Source organism: Denitratisoma sp. agr-D3, assembly GCF_054658675.1.
Window position 1 is genome coordinate 27,166 of the sequence record NZ_BAAGIA010000001.1, and the last position, 16,069, is coordinate 43,234.

Below are 16,069 nucleotides of genomic sequence, written 5' to 3' on the forward strand. Positions count from 1 at the left end.
ACCACGGTCAAAGGATAGGCGCCAGCCACTTGCGGGCTTCCGCTTCCGCCAGACCGTTGCGGGCCGCCCAGTCCTGCAACTGGTCGTTGCCGATTTTGCTGATGGCGAAGTAGCGGGCGTCCGGGTGGGCCAGGTAGAAGCCGGATACTGAAGCCGCCGGGGTCATGGCGAAGCTCTCAGTCAGGGCCATGCCCGCGTTGGCCGGAGCATCCAGCAACTGGAAGATCAGACCCTTGGCCAGATGGTCCGGGCAGGCCGGGTAGCCGGGGGCGGGACGGATGCCCTGGTACTGCTCTTTGATGAGGGCGTCGTTGTCCAACTGCTCGTCCTTGGCGTAGCCCCAGTACTGGGTGCGCACTTCCCGGTGCAGCCATTCGGCGCAGGCTTCCGCCAGCCGATCAGCCAGGGACTTGAGCATGATGGCGTGGTAGTCATCGTGGGCGGCTTCGAACTCCGCCAGCTTGGCTTCGATGCCGATGCCCGCCGTCACGGCGAAGAGGCCGATGTAGTCCGGCGTACCTTCAGGGGCGACAAAGTCACTCAAGCATTCGTTGGCCTTGCCTGCGGGCCGCTCGTGCTGCTGGCGCAGACCGTGCCACTTGCCCAGCACCTGCTGGCGGGATTCGTCGGCGTAGATCACCACGTCGTCCCCCACCCGGTTGGCGGGGAAAAGACCGAACACGGCGTTGGCGCTGAACCACTTTTCCATGAGGATCTTGGCCAGCATCTTGCGGCCATCGTTCCACACATTGCGGGCGGCTTCACCCACCACAGCATCGTCCAGAATCTTGGGGTAGCTGCCGGCCAGATCCCAGGTCTGGAAGAAGGGGCCCCAGTCGATGTAGTCGGAAATCTTCAGCAGGCTCACGTCCTGGAGCGCGGTGACGCCCAGCTTGGCGGGCTTCACCGGGGCGTAGCTCAACTGCGGGCCGTTGGCGCGGGCGTCAGCCAGACTCACCAGCTTTACCCCGGCCTTGTTGGCGTGTTGGCTACGCACCTTTTCGTAATCCGCTGCCAGTTCCTGCACATAGGTCGCCTTCATTTCGGCGGAAAGCAGGCGGGTCACCACGCCCACGGCGCGGGAGGCATCGGGCACGTAGACCACGGGGCCTTCGTAGTGGGGGGCGATCTTGATGGCGGTGTGGGCGCGGCTGGTGGTGGCGCCGCCAATCAACAACGGCACATCAAAACCCTGGCGCTGCATTTCGGCCGCCACGGAACTCATCTCTTCCAGGGACGGGGTAATCAGGCCGGACAGGCCGATGGCCTGGGCGCCGTGCTCCTTGGCGGCGTGGAGGATCTTGTCCGTGGGCACCATCACCCCCAGGTCCACCACTTCGTAACCGTTACAGCCCAGCACCACGCCGACGATATTTTTGCCGATGTCGTGCACGTCGCCCTTTACCGTGGCGATGACGATCTTGCCCTTGCTGCTGGCGCCGGTGCGTAGCTTCTCTTCCTCAATGTAGGGAATCAGATGGGCCACGGCCTGTTTCATCACCCGGGCGGATTTCACCACCTGGGGCAGGAACATCTTGCCCGCACCGAAGAGGTCGCCCACCACGTTCATGCCCGCCATGAGCGGGCCTTCGATCACGGACAGGGGCGGCTTGCCCGCGGCGGCCAGGGCGGCGCGGCATTCCTCGGTATCGGCCACCACGAACTCGGTAATGCCCTTGACCATGGCGTGTTCCAGGCGCTTGTCCACGGGCCACTGACGCCAAGCCAGATCCACCGTCTGCTCCTTGGCTTGACCCTTCACGGTCTGGGCGAATTCCACCAGGGCGTCACCGGCGCCTTCTTTGCGGTTGAGCACCACGTCTTCCACCTTCTCCCGCAGCACGGGTTCCAGGTCGTCGTAGACGCCCAACTGACCGGCGTTGACGATGCCCATGGTGAGCCCGGCCTGGATGGCGTGGTAGAGGAAGACGGTGTGAATTGCCTCCCGCACCGGGTCGTTGCCGCGGAAGGAGAAGCTGACATTGGAAACGCCGCCGCTGGTCTTGGCGTGGGGCAGGTTCGTATGAATCCAGCGCACCGCCTCGATGAAGTCCACCGCGTAGTTGTCGTGCTCGGGAATGCCGGTGGCAATGGCAAAGATGTTGGCGTCGAAGATGATGTCTTCCGGCGGGAAGCCATCCTGCGTCAGCAGTTCATAGGCGCGTTGGCAAATCTCGGTTTTGCGGGTGTAGGTGTCGGCCTGACCCTGTTCGTCAAAGGCCATGACGATCACCGCCGCGCCGTAACGGCGGGCGAGGCGGGCCTGTTCGAGGAACTTGGCCTCGCCTTCCTTCATGGAGATGGAATTGACGATGCCCTTGCCCTGAATGCACTTGAGGCCGGTCTCGATCACCTCCCACTTGGAGGAGTCCAGCATGATGGGCACCTTGCTGATTTCCGGCTCGGACGCCACCAGCTTGCAAAAGCGCTCCATGGCGGCCACGGAATCCAGCATGGCTTCGTCCATGTTGATGTCGATGACCTGGGCGCCGTTCTCCACTTGATTGCGGGCCACGGCCAGGGCGTCGTCGAAACGACCTTCCAGAATCATGCGGGCGAAAGCCTTGGAGCCGGTGACGTTGGTGCGTTCGCCCACGTTCACGAACAGGCTGTCGGCGCCCACGTGGAAGGGCTCCAGGCCCGACAGGCGCAGTTTCTTTTCGATGACCGGCACGGCACGCGGTTTAACGTTCGCCACCCCTTGGGCAATGGCGGCGATGTGGGCCGGGGAGGTGCCGCAGCAACCGCCGACGATGTTGAGCAGGCCGCTCTTGGCCCACTCCACGATTTCCCCCGCCAATTGTTCCGGGGTTTCGTCATAGCCCGTGGGGGCCAGGGGATTGGGCAGCCCGGCGTTGGGGTGGGCGGAGATATGGGTGTCGCAGCAGTTGGATAGCTCTTCCACGTACTGGCGCAGCTCCTTGGCCCCCAGGGCGCAGTTAAGGCCGAAGCTGATGGGCTGGGCGTGGGAGAGAGAGTTCCAGAAGGCCGTAGCTGTCTGGCCCGACAAAGTGCGGCCGGAAGCATCGGTGATGGTGCCGGAAATCATGATGGGCAGCGTGCAGCCCGAGTCGGCAAAGAGCTTTTGCACGGCGAACACGGCGGCCTTGGCGTTCAAAGTGTCGAACACCGTTTCGATCAGCAGGAAGTCGGCGCCCCCTTCCATCAGGCCCTGGGCAGCGGCGTAGTAGTCGTCCACCAGGGCATCAAAGCTAATGTTGCGGAAACCCGGGTCGTTCACGTCTGGCGAGATGGACAGGGTGCGCGACGTGGGGCCGATCACCCCGGCGCAGAAGCGGGGCTTGGCGGGGTTCTTGGCCGTGTATTCGTCGCACAGTTGCCGCACCAGCCGGGCACCGGCCACGTTGAGTTCGTAGGCCACTTCCTCAAGACCGTACTCGGCTTGCGAGACGCGGGTAGCGTTGAAGGTACAGGTCTCGATGATGTCGGCGCCGGCTTCCAGATACTCCCGGTGGATGCCCCCCACCACGTCGGGCCGGGTCAGCACCAGCAGGTCGTTGTTGCCCTTCAAGTCCTTGGCCGCATCCTTGAAACGATCACCGCGATAGTCGGCCTCCCCCAGCTTGTGCTGCTGGATCATGGTGCCCATGGCGCCGTCCAGAATCAGGATGCGTTGGGCCAGCAGGGCGCGGATTTCGGCGCTGCGATCAGGCTGTACGGTGGCAGTGTTGAAGGGGGGAAGCTGGGCAGTCACGGTTCGTCTCCATGACCGGGGCGGCGACGCTTGCGCGGCTCACCGAAGTCCCGATCAATCTGGGTTGGTGAGCGCCGTTGAAATCAGTTTCCGAGCCTGGGGTGATCAAGGTCAGCCTCGCAGCGCTCCTCGGAAAGAGCGGCGATTATAGCCCGGCCCGCCGGCGGTGTCAGGCCGGGCCCTCGGCGTCGACGATGTCCAGCGACCACTCCACGCAGGGATCGAGGGCAGCCACGGCGGCGGCCACCGCTTGGCGCAAGGCGGCGCGGTCGTCCCCAGCCCAGCCGGCCAGCCAGGCGGGCAGCGGGCCGGCCGGGTGGAAGTTCCATTCGGTGGGGGCCGCCAGTTGGTAGTCCGTCACCGTTCCGTCGGTCACGGCCACTTCGTGCATCAGCAGGCCGCGGGCGGTTTCCACCAGGGCGCGTCCGCGTCGGGGCGCCACCGGAACGGCGCTGGCGTGGCCGGGCAGGACGGCGGTTGCCACCGTGTTGTCCGGCGCGGTCAGCAACAGCAGTTCCCGCAGGCGCGCGGCTTCCCGCTGTCGCCAGGGACTGTCGGCCAGGGACTTGACCAGGGCGGCGTCCCGCTGCCGGGCCACGGCGCCGGTTTCCGCCGCCTGTCCCTGCCATTGGGGCTGGGCGCAAAAGGCGGCATCGAGCCGGGGCCAACGGGTCAGGCTGGTCGCGGCATCCATCGGCGGCAGCAGGGCCACGTCCGCCGCTGCCGGTTCCTGGAGCCGGGCGCGTAGGCGGCGGGCCAGTATCGTGTCCTGGCTGTCGCACCAGGCGTCCAGTTGCGCGGTCGTGTCGAAGGCCAGCCAGGTGTCGCCGGCAATGCCCAGCAGGGGATGGAGAAAGGCGGCCAGATCGGCCTCCCATGCCGAGCCCGCCAGGCAGCGTCCGCCCTGGGCCAGCAGGTCCCGCTGTTCATGGCCGAGCAGATGCCATAGGTGTTCGCGAGCCGCTTCCCGGGCGACCTCCCGGTCCTGTCGGGGCGGTAGTTGCTCGCCTTCCGCAGCGCGCAGCGCCATGTGGGCGGCCAAGCCCTGGGCCTTGCCGCAGACGGCGAACAGCAGAGAGGCCAGGTGCTGGACCAGGGCCGGCGGCTTGCCCTGCAACACCTGGGCAGCGGCGGGCCGGCGGCAGGCCACTGCCACGGCGGCGATGCGACAGGGGGCGGCAGTCAGTTGCACGCGCAGGTGCACGGCACCGGGGTCGAAACTCATGGCGGCGGAACGGTGGTGGAAAATCCGGGCTGCCATTGTGCCCCAGTTCCGCCGGGCGCTGCCGCTGTCTCAAGGCGGCGACACCCGGTTCGGGGCGGTCAGTAGCTGACCCGCAAGGACAGGCGTACCGTGCGCGGTTCCGCCGGATGGGTGTGTACGTCGTTCACCGCCGCCCCTTCGCTACGCAACCGGGACTCATAGTAGTAGTCGATGTCGCTGGCCTTGCGGTCGAACAGGTTGAGCACCGTCATCCCCAGCTTAACGTCCTTGCTCAGGGCATAAGCGAGTTGGGCGTTGGCGAGGATGGTGGACGCCGAGCGCACCGAGTTGTCCTCGATTAGGGGACGAGGACCGAAATAGCGCAGGCGCAGGCCGGCGGACCAGGGGCCGCCATCGGCCCAGCTGGCGCCGAGTGAGAACACCTTTTCCACGGCGCCGGGGATGTAGTTGCCGGCGGCATCGTCCTGGCTGTAACGGGCCCGGGACAGGGCCAGGTCGGCATCCACCGTCAGGGCCTCGCTGGCGCGCCAGTAGGCGGACAGCTCGGTGCCCTGGCGCCGGCTGGGGCGACTCGGCTCGGTGGTGCCGGCATCGCCGGTGAACAGCAGTTCGGAGGCGATGTCGAGGCGCCAGAGGGAGGCGGTCAGTTGCAGGCCCGGCAGGGGCGCGCTGCGCAGGCCGAGTTCCTGGCCACGGCTACGCACCAGGGGGGTCACAGGCGAGACGGCAGCGCCGAAGTCGGTGCTGCGGGGATCGGGATTGACCCGGGTCAGGGCGCCCCGGGCATCGTTGCTGTGGAAGCCGAGGCCGTGGTTGTAATAGAACTCGGTGTTGCGCCAGGGGCCGAAGACCAGGGCCAGCTTGGGGCTCCACAGGTGGGCGCCGGCGCTGCCGCTGTTGGCGGCGGTGTCCGAGTTCACCTTGTAGCGCTGGTAGTCGCCGCGCAGGCCTACCTGGCTGCGCAGCCAGTCGGTCCACTGCACCATGTTCTGGCCGTAGAAAGCGAAGTAGTCCTCGTCCACCGCGTCTTCCCGCACCGTGTTCCAGCGCTGGCGGTCGGTGGTCAGGTAGAGGCCCACCTTGCCGATGCGATCCAGGCGGACCTGGCTGCCCAAGGTGTTTTCCACCAGCCGCCCATTCCAGTCGCTGACCCAGGTGCGGCTGACGCCGCCGCCGTAGATGCGGCGCTGGTCGGTTTGGAGAAACTGGTCGCCATTCGTGGTGTCGGTGGCGTAGGTGAAGTTGGACCAGAGGTTGAGGCCGTAGTCGATGGCGTAGGCATTGGCCTGCCAGCGACCGTCCGTAAAGCGCCCGTTCCATTGGCCGGAGAGGCTGTAGCGGTGGGTTTGGCCGCCGTCCGTGGGGTCCACATAACCGTAGCGGTCGATGCTGCCGCTGGTGATGGCCCGTTGCGGCACCTGGTCGGTGGAGCGCCACTTGCTGTCGTAGGCCATCAGCGCCACGTTGCCGCCCTCCTCGCGGCTGCCCCAGCTATAGCGCAGCACGCCGTTGAGCCGTTGTAGGCCTTCCGCCAATTGCCAGGGGCCGTCGTTGCCGAACACCTCCAGGCCGTAAAGCAGGCGGCCGTCGCCCACTTGCGGTGACCCCGCCAATAGGGCGCGGCGATAGTTGCCCTGGCCGATCTCGGCCTGCATGAAGGAACGCTCCAGGCTGCGCCGGTAGTCGATGTGCACCGCGCCGGCGCTGGAGAAGTCGCCCTCTTCGGCCCAGTAGGGGCCCTTGCGGTAGGTCATGCGATCCACCAGTTCGGGGATCAGTAAGTTGAGGTCCAGATAGCCCTGGCCGTGGGCGTGGGTGGGCAGATTCAGCGGCATGCCCATCAGGCTGGCGGAAAAGTCGGTGCCGTGGTCCAGGTTGAAACCGCGCAGGTAGTACTGATTGGCCTTGCCGTCGCCGGCGTGCTGGGACACCACTAGGCCCGGCACCACTTCGAGCACCTCGGTGGGCCGCAGCAGGGGCCGGTTTTCCAATTGTTTGGCGCTGACCGTGCCCTCGCTGGCGGAATCGGCGACGCCCACCAGATCGGCGGAGGTGGCTTTCACCTCCACCTCGGCCAAGGTGGGGATGCCCGCCGCCTGGACCGTTGATGCGGTGACAGCGAGGGTAGAAAATATGAAGTAATTTATTTTTTTCTTAATCATGGTCAAAAAAACTCAAGACTCCACCGCCACGGCCGAGCGCCCGACACGGGAGGCCAGCACAAAACTCGCGGCCAACAGCGCCACCACGCCGGCGCCGATGAACAACTCCTTGCCCTCGCTCCAGTCCGCCACGGCCGGCAGGGACCACTTGGCCACGGCGAAGGCCGCCACGCCCAGGCTGATGAAGGCGACGGCGAGGCCCATGACCCGGGAGGCGATCAGCGCCGTGGCGTCGGCCCGGCGCAGCAGGCGGGCGATCCAGAAACCGTTGATGCCGTCGGTGGCCAGCATGCCGGCCATGAAGATCAGGCCCAGGGTCAGGGCATGTTCCCAGCCGCCGTAGCGGGTGGCGGTGAGGGCGAACAGGGCGGCCTGGCTCAGGGTGTCGAAGGACAGGGCGAACAGGGCGCCCACCAGGGCCACCAGGCCGGGATGGGAGGCCTCCCGCAGGCGGCCGAGGAAGCGGCCCTTGAGGCCGACCGGTTGGACAATCTCGGCTGGCGGGGTACGCAGCACGGCCAACAGGTTGGCGCCGCCGAGGGCGATCAGGAACAGTACCGATACCGCCGTGCCGAAGCTTTCCAGCCAGGCCGGGACTTGCGCTGCGCCGGAGGCCAGGCTTACCAGCAGGGCGATGGCCACCACCACGCCGCCGTGGCCCAGGGAGAACAGCACGCCGCACCAGCGCGCCCAAGGCGAGCGGCTGCGGGCATTGAAACGGGTCAGGCCGTCGATGGTGGCCAGGTGGTCGGCGTCAAAGCCATGGCGCATGCCCAGCACGAATACCAGCAGGCAGAGGGCGGTCCATTCCTGGGGCAAGGTCGTATCCATGGTGGCCGGGGCGGGGGCTTGGTAAGCAAAAGATAAAAAACATCATACAACTTTCGTGCCCGATTGGGACGGCCGCGGCGAACCGCCTTGCCCAGGGGGATGGCGGCAGCCGGCGAATCAATGGCGCGAGCGCCGGCTGGACAGCCCCTTAGCGTTTTTCCCCGGCAAGCGGAAAGCAAGGCACCGATCCCGGCGGCTAGGCCCTGCATCCCGCCGCGCCGCGCAAGCCATGGGACCCGGGCAGGAATAGGCTCTTATACTGGACCACTCCCCGCCTGCGTCGAGGTGCGCCATGGTCAAGAAACCCTTTCCCCTGTCCAAGGTTTATCGCTTGCTTGAGCCGGGTCCCGTGATTCTGGTGACGACCGCCCATGGCGGGAAAAGCAACGTCATGCCCCTGTCCTGGCATTTGATGATGGAGTTCGAGCCGCCCCTGGTGGGTATGTTGATGAGCGGCCGTAACTACAGTTTCGAGTTGCTCAGCGCCAGCCGGGAATGCGTGATCAACATCCCCACGGTGGAATTGGCGAAGGCGGTTGTGGCCTGCGGCAATTGCAGCGGTCGGCGCAAGGACAAGTTCGCCGCCTTCGGCTTGACGCCGGTCCAGGTGGATGGCGTCAAGCCACCCCTGATTGCGGAGTGCTACGCCAGCCTGGCCTGCCGGATCGCGGACACGCGCATGGTGAACAAGTACAACCTGTTCGTGCTGGAGGTGACCCAGGCCTGGAAGGCCAGCGGCCTCAAGGCACCGCGCACCCTGCACCACGAGGGCATGGGCACCTTTATGGTGGCGGGGGAGCGGATCAAATTGCCGTCGAAGATGAAGTGACGCAGCGCTTCGGCGTCGGTGTCGGCAGCCGGCCTACCAGGCGTTGGAGGGCTTGCCCGGAGTGCGGCACTGGGCGTCCTGGTAGGGGCCCTTGATCTGGACCCAGCCTTCGCCAGGAGGCGTTTGGGCGCAGACCGTCATGTTTTCCACCAGGCTGCGCCAGAGATACCAGGGCGCGGGTGCAGCTTGGACGGCCAGGGTCACGGCGGCGAGCAGGCATGCGGCGAGGGTCTTGGCGAGGTTCATGGTTGCTCCTTGGCAATGGACGACGGGGCGGAAGGCGATGCGGCATCCTGACGCGCCAGGGGCAGGCACAGGGTGAACAGGGCGCCGCCGTCGGCATGGTTGGCCGCCAGCAGCTTGCCGCCGTGGCGTTCGACGATGCCGTAGCTGATGGCCAGTCCCAGGCCGGTGCCCTGGCCCACGGGCTTGGTGGTGAAAAAGGGATCGAAGATACGCGGCAGGTTGTCGGCGGCGATGCCGGGGCCGGTGTCATGGAAGTCCAGGATCATCTGTCCCGCCTCGATCCGGCCGGTGATGGCCAGGCGTTGTTCGGCGCGGTCGGCGGTGGCGTCCGCCGCGTTCTGCACCAGGTTCATCAATACTTGCTGCAACTGGCCCGGGGAACCGGTGACCGGGAGCTTTTCCGGCAGGTCGAGGCAAATCTTGAAGGCATCGGCCACGGCGCGACTGACCCAATGCACGGAGCGTTCGATGACGGGCACCAGGTCGAAATCTTCCCGCTCGTCCCGGTCCATGGCGGAAAAACGCTTGAGGCCGTCCACCACGTCCCGGGTGCGCTCGGCGCCCTCAACCGTGCCTTCGATCAGGGAGGGCAGGTCCTCGAGCAGCTTGTCGATGCGCAGTTCCCGGCGCAGTTGGGCAGCATGGTCGTCGCCGCTGTGCACCGCCGCCAAATAACGGTCGATGCGTTCCACGTAACGGCGCAGGGCCACCACGTTGCCCAGCACGAAGCTGATGGGGTTGTTCAACTCGTGGGCCACGCCGGCCACCAGGCGGCCGAGGGAGGCCATCTTCTCCGAATGCAGCAGTTGCTGCTGGGTGCGCTTGAGTTCCTCGTGGGTCTGGTGCAGGGCCTGGTAGGCGCGACGCAACTCGCCCACGGGGCGGCCGGTGATGACCAGGCCCAGCATCTTGCCGACGCTGTTGTAACGGGGGGTGCAATTGAGGGAGACGGGCACCGCGCTGCCGTCGCGGCCTTGCAGCAGTAGCTCGCAATCGTGCAGGACCTCGCTGCCGTGGCCGGCGATGTGCTGTTGCACCCGCCGCCGGGACTCGTCGCCGGTGAACAGGTCGGCCAGGGCGATACCCTTCAGGGCTTCTTCCTTCTTGCCGGTGAGGGCCACCAGGGAAGGGTTCACGTCCTCGATGACGCCGCTGCGGTTGCAGACGATGAGGATGTCCGACATGGAGGTGAGCACCGAGACGATGAACTGCTGGGATTCCTCCAGGGCCGCGTTCTTCTCCTCCAGGGCCACTTCGTAGTCCAGCAGCTCGTGGTAGACCTCGTCCATCTTCTGGATGACGTCCATCCAGACATGGTCCCCCGCCGCCGCGCCGCTGGCGGCGGCGATGTCCTCGATGGACGTGGTCTTGGCGGCGCGGCTCACGGTCAGCTCTTGGGGCGCAGGTGCAGGTGGGGCAGGGCCTTGCCCCGGGGGCGGTAGGCGTGGTGATGGCTGCCCTGGTCCATGTCCACGGAGATCAGGTTGATCTGGCCGTGGCGCACGCCGCGCTCGGCCATCATGGCCTCGGCGAAGGCCCGCACCGCCTGGGTCGGGCCCTTGAGCATGACGCTCTCCAGGCAGTTCTCGTGGTCCAGGTGGGCGTGCAGGGTGGACACGGTGAGGTCGTGGCTCTGGTGCTGGATGTCCGTCAGCCGTTCCGCCAGTTCGCGCTCGTGGTGGTTGTACACATAGGACAGGCAAGCCACGCAGTAGCCGGCCTCCTCCCGCTCCTGGCGTTCCTTTTCCAGATGGCCGCGGAGTAGGTCGCGCACAGCCTCGGAGCGGTTGCTGTAGCCGCGCCGGGCGATCAACTGGTCGAACTGTTGGGCCAGGTCCTCGTCGAGGGAGATGGTGAATCTTTCCATGGAAATCTTCCTTTGCCGCCGGTCAATGCACCGTGCACACCATGCAGGGATCGAAGGATCGCACAATGTGCTGCACGCTGGGCAGGGTGTCGTCGCCGTCGCCCACCGGCGTGCCCGCCAGGGCCTGCTCCAGGGCGCCGGGGGTGCCGGCGCTGTCGCGGGGGGAGAAGTTCCAGGTGGTGGGGGCGATGATCTGGTAGTTGTGGATGCGGCCGCGGCGGATGGATAGCCAGTGGCCCAGGCTGCCCCGGGCCGCTTCCACCAGGCCGACGCTGTCGGCCTCGTCGGGCAGTTCGCCGAAGAAGCAATAGGGTTCGCCCGGTTGTAGGGCCTGGGCCCAGCCTTCCATGGCGATCAGCACCCGGGCGATTTCCAGCAGCCGCGCCACCACCCGGTTCTTGACGTTGCCGCCGTGGCGCGCCACCAGGTCCCGCGCCAGGGGATGGCCCGCCACCAGCTGCCGGGCCAGGGCGCCGGTTTCCACCACCCGGCCGGCCAGGCGCGGCGCCTTGCACCAGGAGTAGGCGTCGGCCTTGTCGGCCTGGGGCAGGGTGCTGCCCTTGGCCGGGGACTGGGCTTCTTCCGCCTCGGCGTACCAGGCGTGGCTCAGGTCCTCGCTGATCTGGTCCGGATCGAGGGGGGACAGGCCCTGGGCATCCCAGACGCCCCGCGCCAGCCAGGGATTGCCGTCGTTGGCATAGGCGCCGACGCTGAGAAAAACGTCGGTGGCGCGGCCCAGGGTGTGGAGTTGCAGGTCGTCGGCGAGGGCGAGGAAACGGGCGAAATCGCTACGGTCGCGATGTTGCGCCAGCCAGCGGGCGAGATCCGCCTCGTCGGCCAACTCGGCGATGGCCTCGAGGCGGTCGCCAAACAGCACCGTTTCGCAAAAGCGGCGGAAGTCCCGCAGGTGGCGGTAGAGGCGGGTTTTTTCGGAAGCTTGCAGGGGACTGGAGGAACCGCCCGGTTGCAGCGACAGGGTATGGGGCCACTTGCCCGCCAGCAGGCCCAGGGCGCGCATGAAGGCGCTGCGGGCCGCCAGCACTTCCTGTCCGGCGCTGCCGACCTGGGCCTTGAAGCGCGCCTCGGTGGCGGCGAACCAGGGCCGGTCGCGGTAGGCGGCGCGGGCGAAGTCGGGCATGAAGAACAGGTAGAAATGGGTCAGGTGGTCGGCCAGGTTTTCCGCGCCCAGGGTCAGGTCGGCGGCCAGGCGACCGTTCTTCGGCGGCACGATGTCCATGGCGGCGGCCAGGGCCTGGGCGGCGGCGGCAGACTGGGCCACCGAGCAGATGCCGCAGATGCGCGGCACCAGGGCCAGGGCGTCCATCGGCGCCTTGCCCTGGAGGATCTGTTCGAAACCCCGGTAGAGGGGCGAGTTCACCTGGGCGGCGCGGACCATGCCGTCGGCGATATCGAGGCTGACCTCCAGGTCGCCTTCGACGCGGTTGAAGGGGCCGAGGACGATGCGGCGGCTCATGGTTTGCGTCCCTTGACCGTGGGCGCCCGCACCACGTGGTCGGCCCGGGCGTTTTCCCGCACCCGTTCCGGTGTGGCCGACTTGGACAGGGCGGCCAGGGCGACGAACCAGGCCTTGGGCATGTCCGCCGGCAGACCGATGGGAATGCCCGCCACCTTGGGGGTGAGGGCGAAGGGATGGCCCGGTTCCTCGAAGCCCGGCTCGGTGCAGCGTATGCAGGGATAGCCGCCGCTGAGGCAGGAGCCGCCGCCGTTCCAGGGCCGCAGGTTGCAGTCGGCGTGGGCCTGGGTGCCCTTGCAGCCCAGGTGTTCCATCATGCAGCCCTGTTCGGCAGGGTGCTCGGCGCTGGCCTTGAACTCGTAGTACTCGTTGCGGGCGCAGCCCTGGTGCACCAGATGATCGGCGTAGAAGCGCGGTCGGCCCAGGGCGTCCAGGTGTTCTTGCTTGAGCTCGCCCCGGTTGAGGGCGATCAGGGTTTCCGTCACCCAGTCGGGATGGGTCGGGCAGCCGGCGATGTTGATCACCGGCAGGCCGCTGCCGTCGCGGAAGTCGGCGCCGAGCAGGCCACCCTTGGTTTCCCCTTCGTATTGCAGGCCGCAAGCGTCGGTGGGATTGCTGCCGGCGGCGGTGACGCCGCCGAAGGCCGCGCAGGTGCCCACCGCCACCACGTGACGGGCGCGCTGGGCAAGTTGCCGCACCCAGTCCACGGTGGGAATGCCGGTGCCGGCCAGCAGGTGGAAGCGGCCCGTGCCGTTGGGGCCGCGCAGCAGGGAGCCCTCGATGCAGAGGATATCTACCGGTTCCAGGCCGGTGACGCAGCGCCGCAGCAACTCCTGGGCCTCGCCGGCGGAGGCTTCCGACAGACTGGGATGCCAAAGGATGTCGATGCCCTCGTCGGCCAGGGTGGCGAACAGGGGCGCGCCCTCGCTGCCGAGCCAGGACAGGGTGCAGCCACCGCAGCCGCCGGACTGGAGCCAGAGCAGCTTCATGTCAGCTTGCCTCGCGCGCCTTGAGCCATGCCAGGGCCTGGTCCTGGGGCATGGGGCGGGCGAACAGGTAGCCCTGGGCCAACTCGCAGCGGTGGCGATGGAGGATGTCCTGCTGGGCCGGGGTTTCGACCCCTTCCGCCAGCACGCTCATTTTCATCTTGTTGCCCATGGCGATGATGGTCTCGGCGATGACCCGGTCGTCGTCGTTGTGCTCCAGGTTGTCCACGAAGCGCTTGTCGATCTTCAGGGTGTCGAAGGGCAGACTGCGCAGGTAGGACAGGCTGGAATAGCCGGTGCCGAAGTCGTCAATGGCGAGGCGCACGCCCATGGCCTTGAGCCGGCCCATCATGGCCTGGGCGTGGTGGAAGTCCTGGATCAGGATGCTTTCGGTCAGCTCCAGTTCCAGATTGGCCGGGTCCAGGTCGAATTCCCGCAGGCACTCGGCCACTAGGCCCACCAGGGATTCCTGGCGGAACTGCACGGCGGAAATATTCACCGCCATGTTCATGGGCCGGCCGTAGGCCACCTGGAAGGCCTTGGCGGCGCGACAGGCCTCGCGCATGATCCATTCGCCGATGGGCAGGATCAGGCGGGATTCCTCGGCCACGGGAATGAACTGGGCCGGGGAAATGGCTCCCCGCTCCGGGTGCTGCCAGCGCACCAGGGCCTCGAAGCCGACGGGGGTGCCGCTGTCCATTTCCACCTGGGGCTGGAAGTGCAGGCTCAGCTCGTCCCGTTCCAGGGCCTTGCGCAAGCTGTTTTCCAGGGACAGGCGTTCGGCGATGCAGGTGTTCATTTCCGCCGTGAAGAAACGGTAGGCGTTGCGGCCCGCCGCCTTGGCCGAATACATGGCGGTATCGGCGTTGCGCAGCAGGGAGGCCAGGTCGTCGCCGTCCTCGGGATAGAGGGCAACGCCGACGCTGGCGGTCATGGACAGTTCGTGGCCGTCCACCAGAAAGGGGGCCGCCAGGGAGGCCAGCACCCGCTCCGCCACCTGGGCCGTTTTCACCGCGCTGGCGCTGTTGAGCAGCAGCACGGTGAATTCGTCGCCGCCGTGGCGGCTGACGATGTCGGTTTCGAAAACCGCCTGTTGCAGGCGGATGCCCACCTGCTGCAACAGGTGGTCACCCACGTCGTGGCCCAGGCTGTCGTTGATGCGCTTGAAGTCGTCCAGGTCCACGAACAACACGGCCATGTGCACCGTCGGCGTGTCGCCCTGGTTCTGCGCCATCATCTCCGCCACGTACTTGGACAGCAGCAGCCGGTTGGGCAGGTCGGTAAGGGGATCGTGCTCCGCCATGTGGCGGATGATGGCTTCGCTGTCCTTGCGCTCGGTGATGTCGCGGCCGATGCCGGCCACGCCGATGGCCGCGCCGCCCTGGCCGAGGATGGGGACGCGGATCATGTCGATCACCCGTTCCCGGCCATTGGGGTCCATTACCGCGTGTTCCTGGCGCAGGGTCTGTTTGCGGCTCAGCACCTGGCGGTCCTGGGCCGTCACCTCCGCCGCCAGGTCGGGGGGGAACAGGCTCTCGGCGTTGGCGCCGATCACATCCTGCTGGCCGCGACCGATGGCCTGGATGAAGGCCAGGTTGGCTGCCTGGAAGCGCAGGTCCGGCCCCTTGATCCAGATCAGGTCCGGCAGGCTGTCGATCAGGGTGCGCAGCCGCGTCGCTTCGAGGAAGGCATGTTCCTGCATGGCCTGGGCCCGGTGCAGGGCCAACAGGTAGCCGCGCCGCCAGGAAACGAAAATCGCCAGCAGGGCAAGGAACAGCAGGCCGACCCCCAGGCTGTAGAGGCGGACCTTCTCGTACCAAGGGGCCAGCACCTCGTCCAAGGTGCGGGCGTAGATGAAGACCAGCCGCTGTTCGTGCAACTTGTGGAAGGAAATGGAACGCTGTACCTGGTCCAGGGCCGAGGGGGCCTCGAACGCGGCCTCGGTTTCCCCGGAGTGCAGGCGGTCGTGGAGGGGGCCTTCGGGATGGGGGCTGCCGATGAAGCGGGGCAGTTCCGGCTGGCGTGCCACCAGGGTGTGGTTCGGCCCGCCAAAAATCGCCACCACGTCGTTCTTGCTGTTCTGGTTGCTTTTCAACAGGGTGTTGAAGTAGTCGGTGTTGAGCGCCACCTGGACCAGGCCGAGGAAGCGGCCGTCGGTGGCGACGATGGGCCGGCTCAGGGTCATCACCCAGTTGTTGGTGATGCGGGCGAAGATGGGCTCGGAGATCACCAGTCCGTCGCGTTTTTCCTGTTGCTCGCGGAAATAGGGGCGGTCGGCGATGGTGGCGGAGGACAGCTTGCCGCTGGCATCGAAGACGAAACGACCCTCGGCGTCCACGACGCGGAAGCTCTGGGCCTCGGGAATCGAAGCCAGCAGTTCAGCCAGTTTGCGATTGACCCGTTCCCGCACCGCCGGATCCCCCTGCCGCGCCATGACCTCGTCCAGGTCCGCCGCCGTCGAGCGCAGCAGCACGTCGATCTTCTCGAACTCCCGCGACACCTCCCGGCCCAGGCCCCGTGCCCGGTTGATGTTTTCCTCGCGCACGGTTTCGAGCAGGGTTTCCTTACCGCGCAACACCTCCCGGGCAAGGAGTCCCACCAGGGTGGTCAGGGCGATCAAGGCAATCAGAAAGGTGGCCAGCAGCTTGTGCCTGACCAGCAGGGGGGCTAATACCATGGACAGAGGGAGGGGCTATTACGGCTATGCAGGAAGGCATATGGTAGCCGATCCCTT

11 protein-coding genes and 1 riboswitch are annotated in these 16,069 nt (G+C 66.8%); of the genes, 1 reads left to right on the forward strand and 10 read right to left on the reverse strand.

Annotated features, from left to right (window positions below; all coding sequences use genetic code 11):
- Positions 1-7 precede the first annotated feature (7 nt).
- The 4 genes from metH to ACYQ2U_RS00155 all read right to left on the reverse strand — a co-directional run bounded on the left by metH (position 8) and on the right by ACYQ2U_RS00155 (position 7,933).
- Positions 8-3,715, reverse strand: a complete 3,708-nt coding sequence (gene metH, locus ACYQ2U_RS00140; protein WP_459948308.1) for a methionine synthase — start codon at positions 3,713-3,715, stop codon at positions 8-10.
- 62 nt (positions 3,716-3,777) lie between these two features.
- Positions 3,778-3,852: riboswitch (S-adenosyl-L-homocysteine riboswitch) on the reverse strand.
- Positions 3,853-3,884: 32 nt separating this feature from the next.
- Entirely contained in the window at positions 3,885-4,976 is a 1,092-nt protein-coding gene (locus tag ACYQ2U_RS00145; protein ID WP_459948309.1) for a nickel-dependent hydrogenase large subunit, read from the reverse strand.
- A 62-nt stretch (positions 4,977-5,038) separates the two neighbouring features.
- The gene (locus ACYQ2U_RS00150) at positions 5,039-7,102 is read right to left on the reverse strand and encodes a TonB-dependent receptor (protein WP_459948310.1); all 2,064 of its coding nucleotides are present in this window, start codon (positions 7,100-7,102) and stop codon (positions 5,039-5,041) included.
- Between the two features lie 12 nt (positions 7,103-7,114).
- Positions 7,115-7,933: a HoxN/HupN/NixA family nickel/cobalt transporter gene (locus ACYQ2U_RS00155; RefSeq protein WP_459948311.1), complete on the reverse strand. Its 819-nt coding sequence runs from the start codon at positions 7,931-7,933 to the stop codon at positions 7,115-7,117.
- Positions 7,934-8,225: 292 nt separating this feature from the next.
- Between ACYQ2U_RS00155 and ACYQ2U_RS00160 the strand changes: the two genes are divergently transcribed.
- Complete coding sequence (locus ACYQ2U_RS00160) at positions 8,226-8,762, forward strand: flavin reductase family protein (protein ID WP_459948312.1); 537 nt, start codon at positions 8,226-8,228, stop codon at positions 8,760-8,762.
- A gap of 33 nt (positions 8,763-8,795) precedes the next feature.
- On the opposite strand, the gene ACYQ2U_RS00165 is transcribed toward ACYQ2U_RS00160, so the two are convergent.
- The 6 genes from ACYQ2U_RS00165 to ACYQ2U_RS00190 are packed head-to-tail and all read right to left on the reverse strand — an operon-like array spanning position 8,796 to position 16,012.
- Complete coding sequence (locus tag ACYQ2U_RS00165; protein ID WP_459948313.1) at positions 8,796-9,008, reverse strand: hypothetical protein; 213 nt, start codon at positions 9,006-9,008, stop codon at positions 8,796-8,798.
- Entirely contained in the window at positions 9,005-10,393 is a 1,389-nt protein-coding gene (locus tag ACYQ2U_RS00170) for a sensor histidine kinase (protein WP_459948314.1), read from the reverse strand. Before ACYQ2U_RS00170 ends, ACYQ2U_RS00165 begins: the two co-directional genes overlap by 4 nt.
- A gap of 2 nt (positions 10,394-10,395) precedes the next feature.
- Positions 10,396-10,875, reverse strand: coding sequence for a nickel-responsive transcriptional regulator NikR (gene nikR, locus ACYQ2U_RS00175; RefSeq protein ID WP_459948315.1), 480 nt, complete (start codon positions 10,873-10,875; stop codon positions 10,396-10,398).
- Between the two features lie 22 nt (positions 10,876-10,897).
- The gene (locus ACYQ2U_RS00180) at positions 10,898-12,349 is read right to left on the reverse strand and encodes a nickel-dependent hydrogenase large subunit (RefSeq protein WP_459948316.1); all 1,452 of its coding nucleotides are present in this window, start codon (positions 12,347-12,349) and stop codon (positions 10,898-10,900) included.
- The gene (locus tag ACYQ2U_RS00185) at positions 12,346-13,338 is read right to left on the reverse strand and encodes an NADH-quinone oxidoreductase subunit B family protein (RefSeq protein ID WP_459948317.1); all 993 of its coding nucleotides are present in this window, start codon (positions 13,336-13,338) and stop codon (positions 12,346-12,348) included. Before ACYQ2U_RS00185 ends, ACYQ2U_RS00180 begins: the two co-directional genes overlap by 4 nt.
- A gap of 1 nt (position 13,339) precedes the next feature.
- Positions 13,340-16,012: a bifunctional diguanylate cyclase/phosphodiesterase gene (locus ACYQ2U_RS00190; protein ID WP_459948318.1), complete on the reverse strand. Its 2,673-nt coding sequence runs from the start codon at positions 16,010-16,012 to the stop codon at positions 13,340-13,342.
- Positions 16,013-16,069: the final 57 nt, after the last annotated feature.

Excerpts from the sequence above, each read along its gene's own strand:
- ACYQ2U_RS00160 (WP_459948312.1), top strand. The coding sequence starts at position 8,226 with ATGGTCAAGAAACCCTTTCCCCTGTCCAAGGTTTATCGCTTGCTTGAG.
- ACYQ2U_RS00155 (WP_459948311.1), bottom strand. The coding sequence starts at position 7,933 with ATGGATACGACCTTGCCCCAGGAATGGACCGCCCTCTGCCTGCTGGTA.
- ACYQ2U_RS00150 (WP_459948310.1), bottom strand. The coding sequence starts at position 7,102 with ATGATTAAGAAAAAAATAAATTACTTCATATTTTCTACCCTCGCTGTC.
- ACYQ2U_RS00190 (WP_459948318.1), bottom strand. The coding sequence starts at position 16,012 with ATGGTATTAGCCCCCCTGCTGGTCAGGCACAAGCTGCTGGCCACCTTT.
- ACYQ2U_RS00185 (WP_459948317.1), bottom strand. The coding sequence starts at position 13,338 with ATGAAGCTGCTCTGGCTCCAGTCCGGCGGCTGCGGTGGCTGCACCCTG.
- ACYQ2U_RS00145 (WP_459948309.1), bottom strand. The coding sequence starts at position 4,976 with ATGGCAGCCCGGATTTTCCACCACCGTTCCGCCGCCATGAGTTTCGAC.
- ACYQ2U_RS00180 (WP_459948316.1), bottom strand. The coding sequence starts at position 12,349 with ATGAGCCGCCGCATCGTCCTCGGCCCCTTCAACCGCGTCGAAGGCGAC.
- nikR (WP_459948315.1), bottom strand. The coding sequence starts at position 10,875 with ATGGAAAGATTCACCATCTCCCTCGACGAGGACCTGGCCCAACAGTTC.
- ACYQ2U_RS00165 (WP_459948313.1), bottom strand. The coding sequence starts at position 9,008 with ATGAACCTCGCCAAGACCCTCGCCGCATGCCTGCTCGCCGCCGTGACC.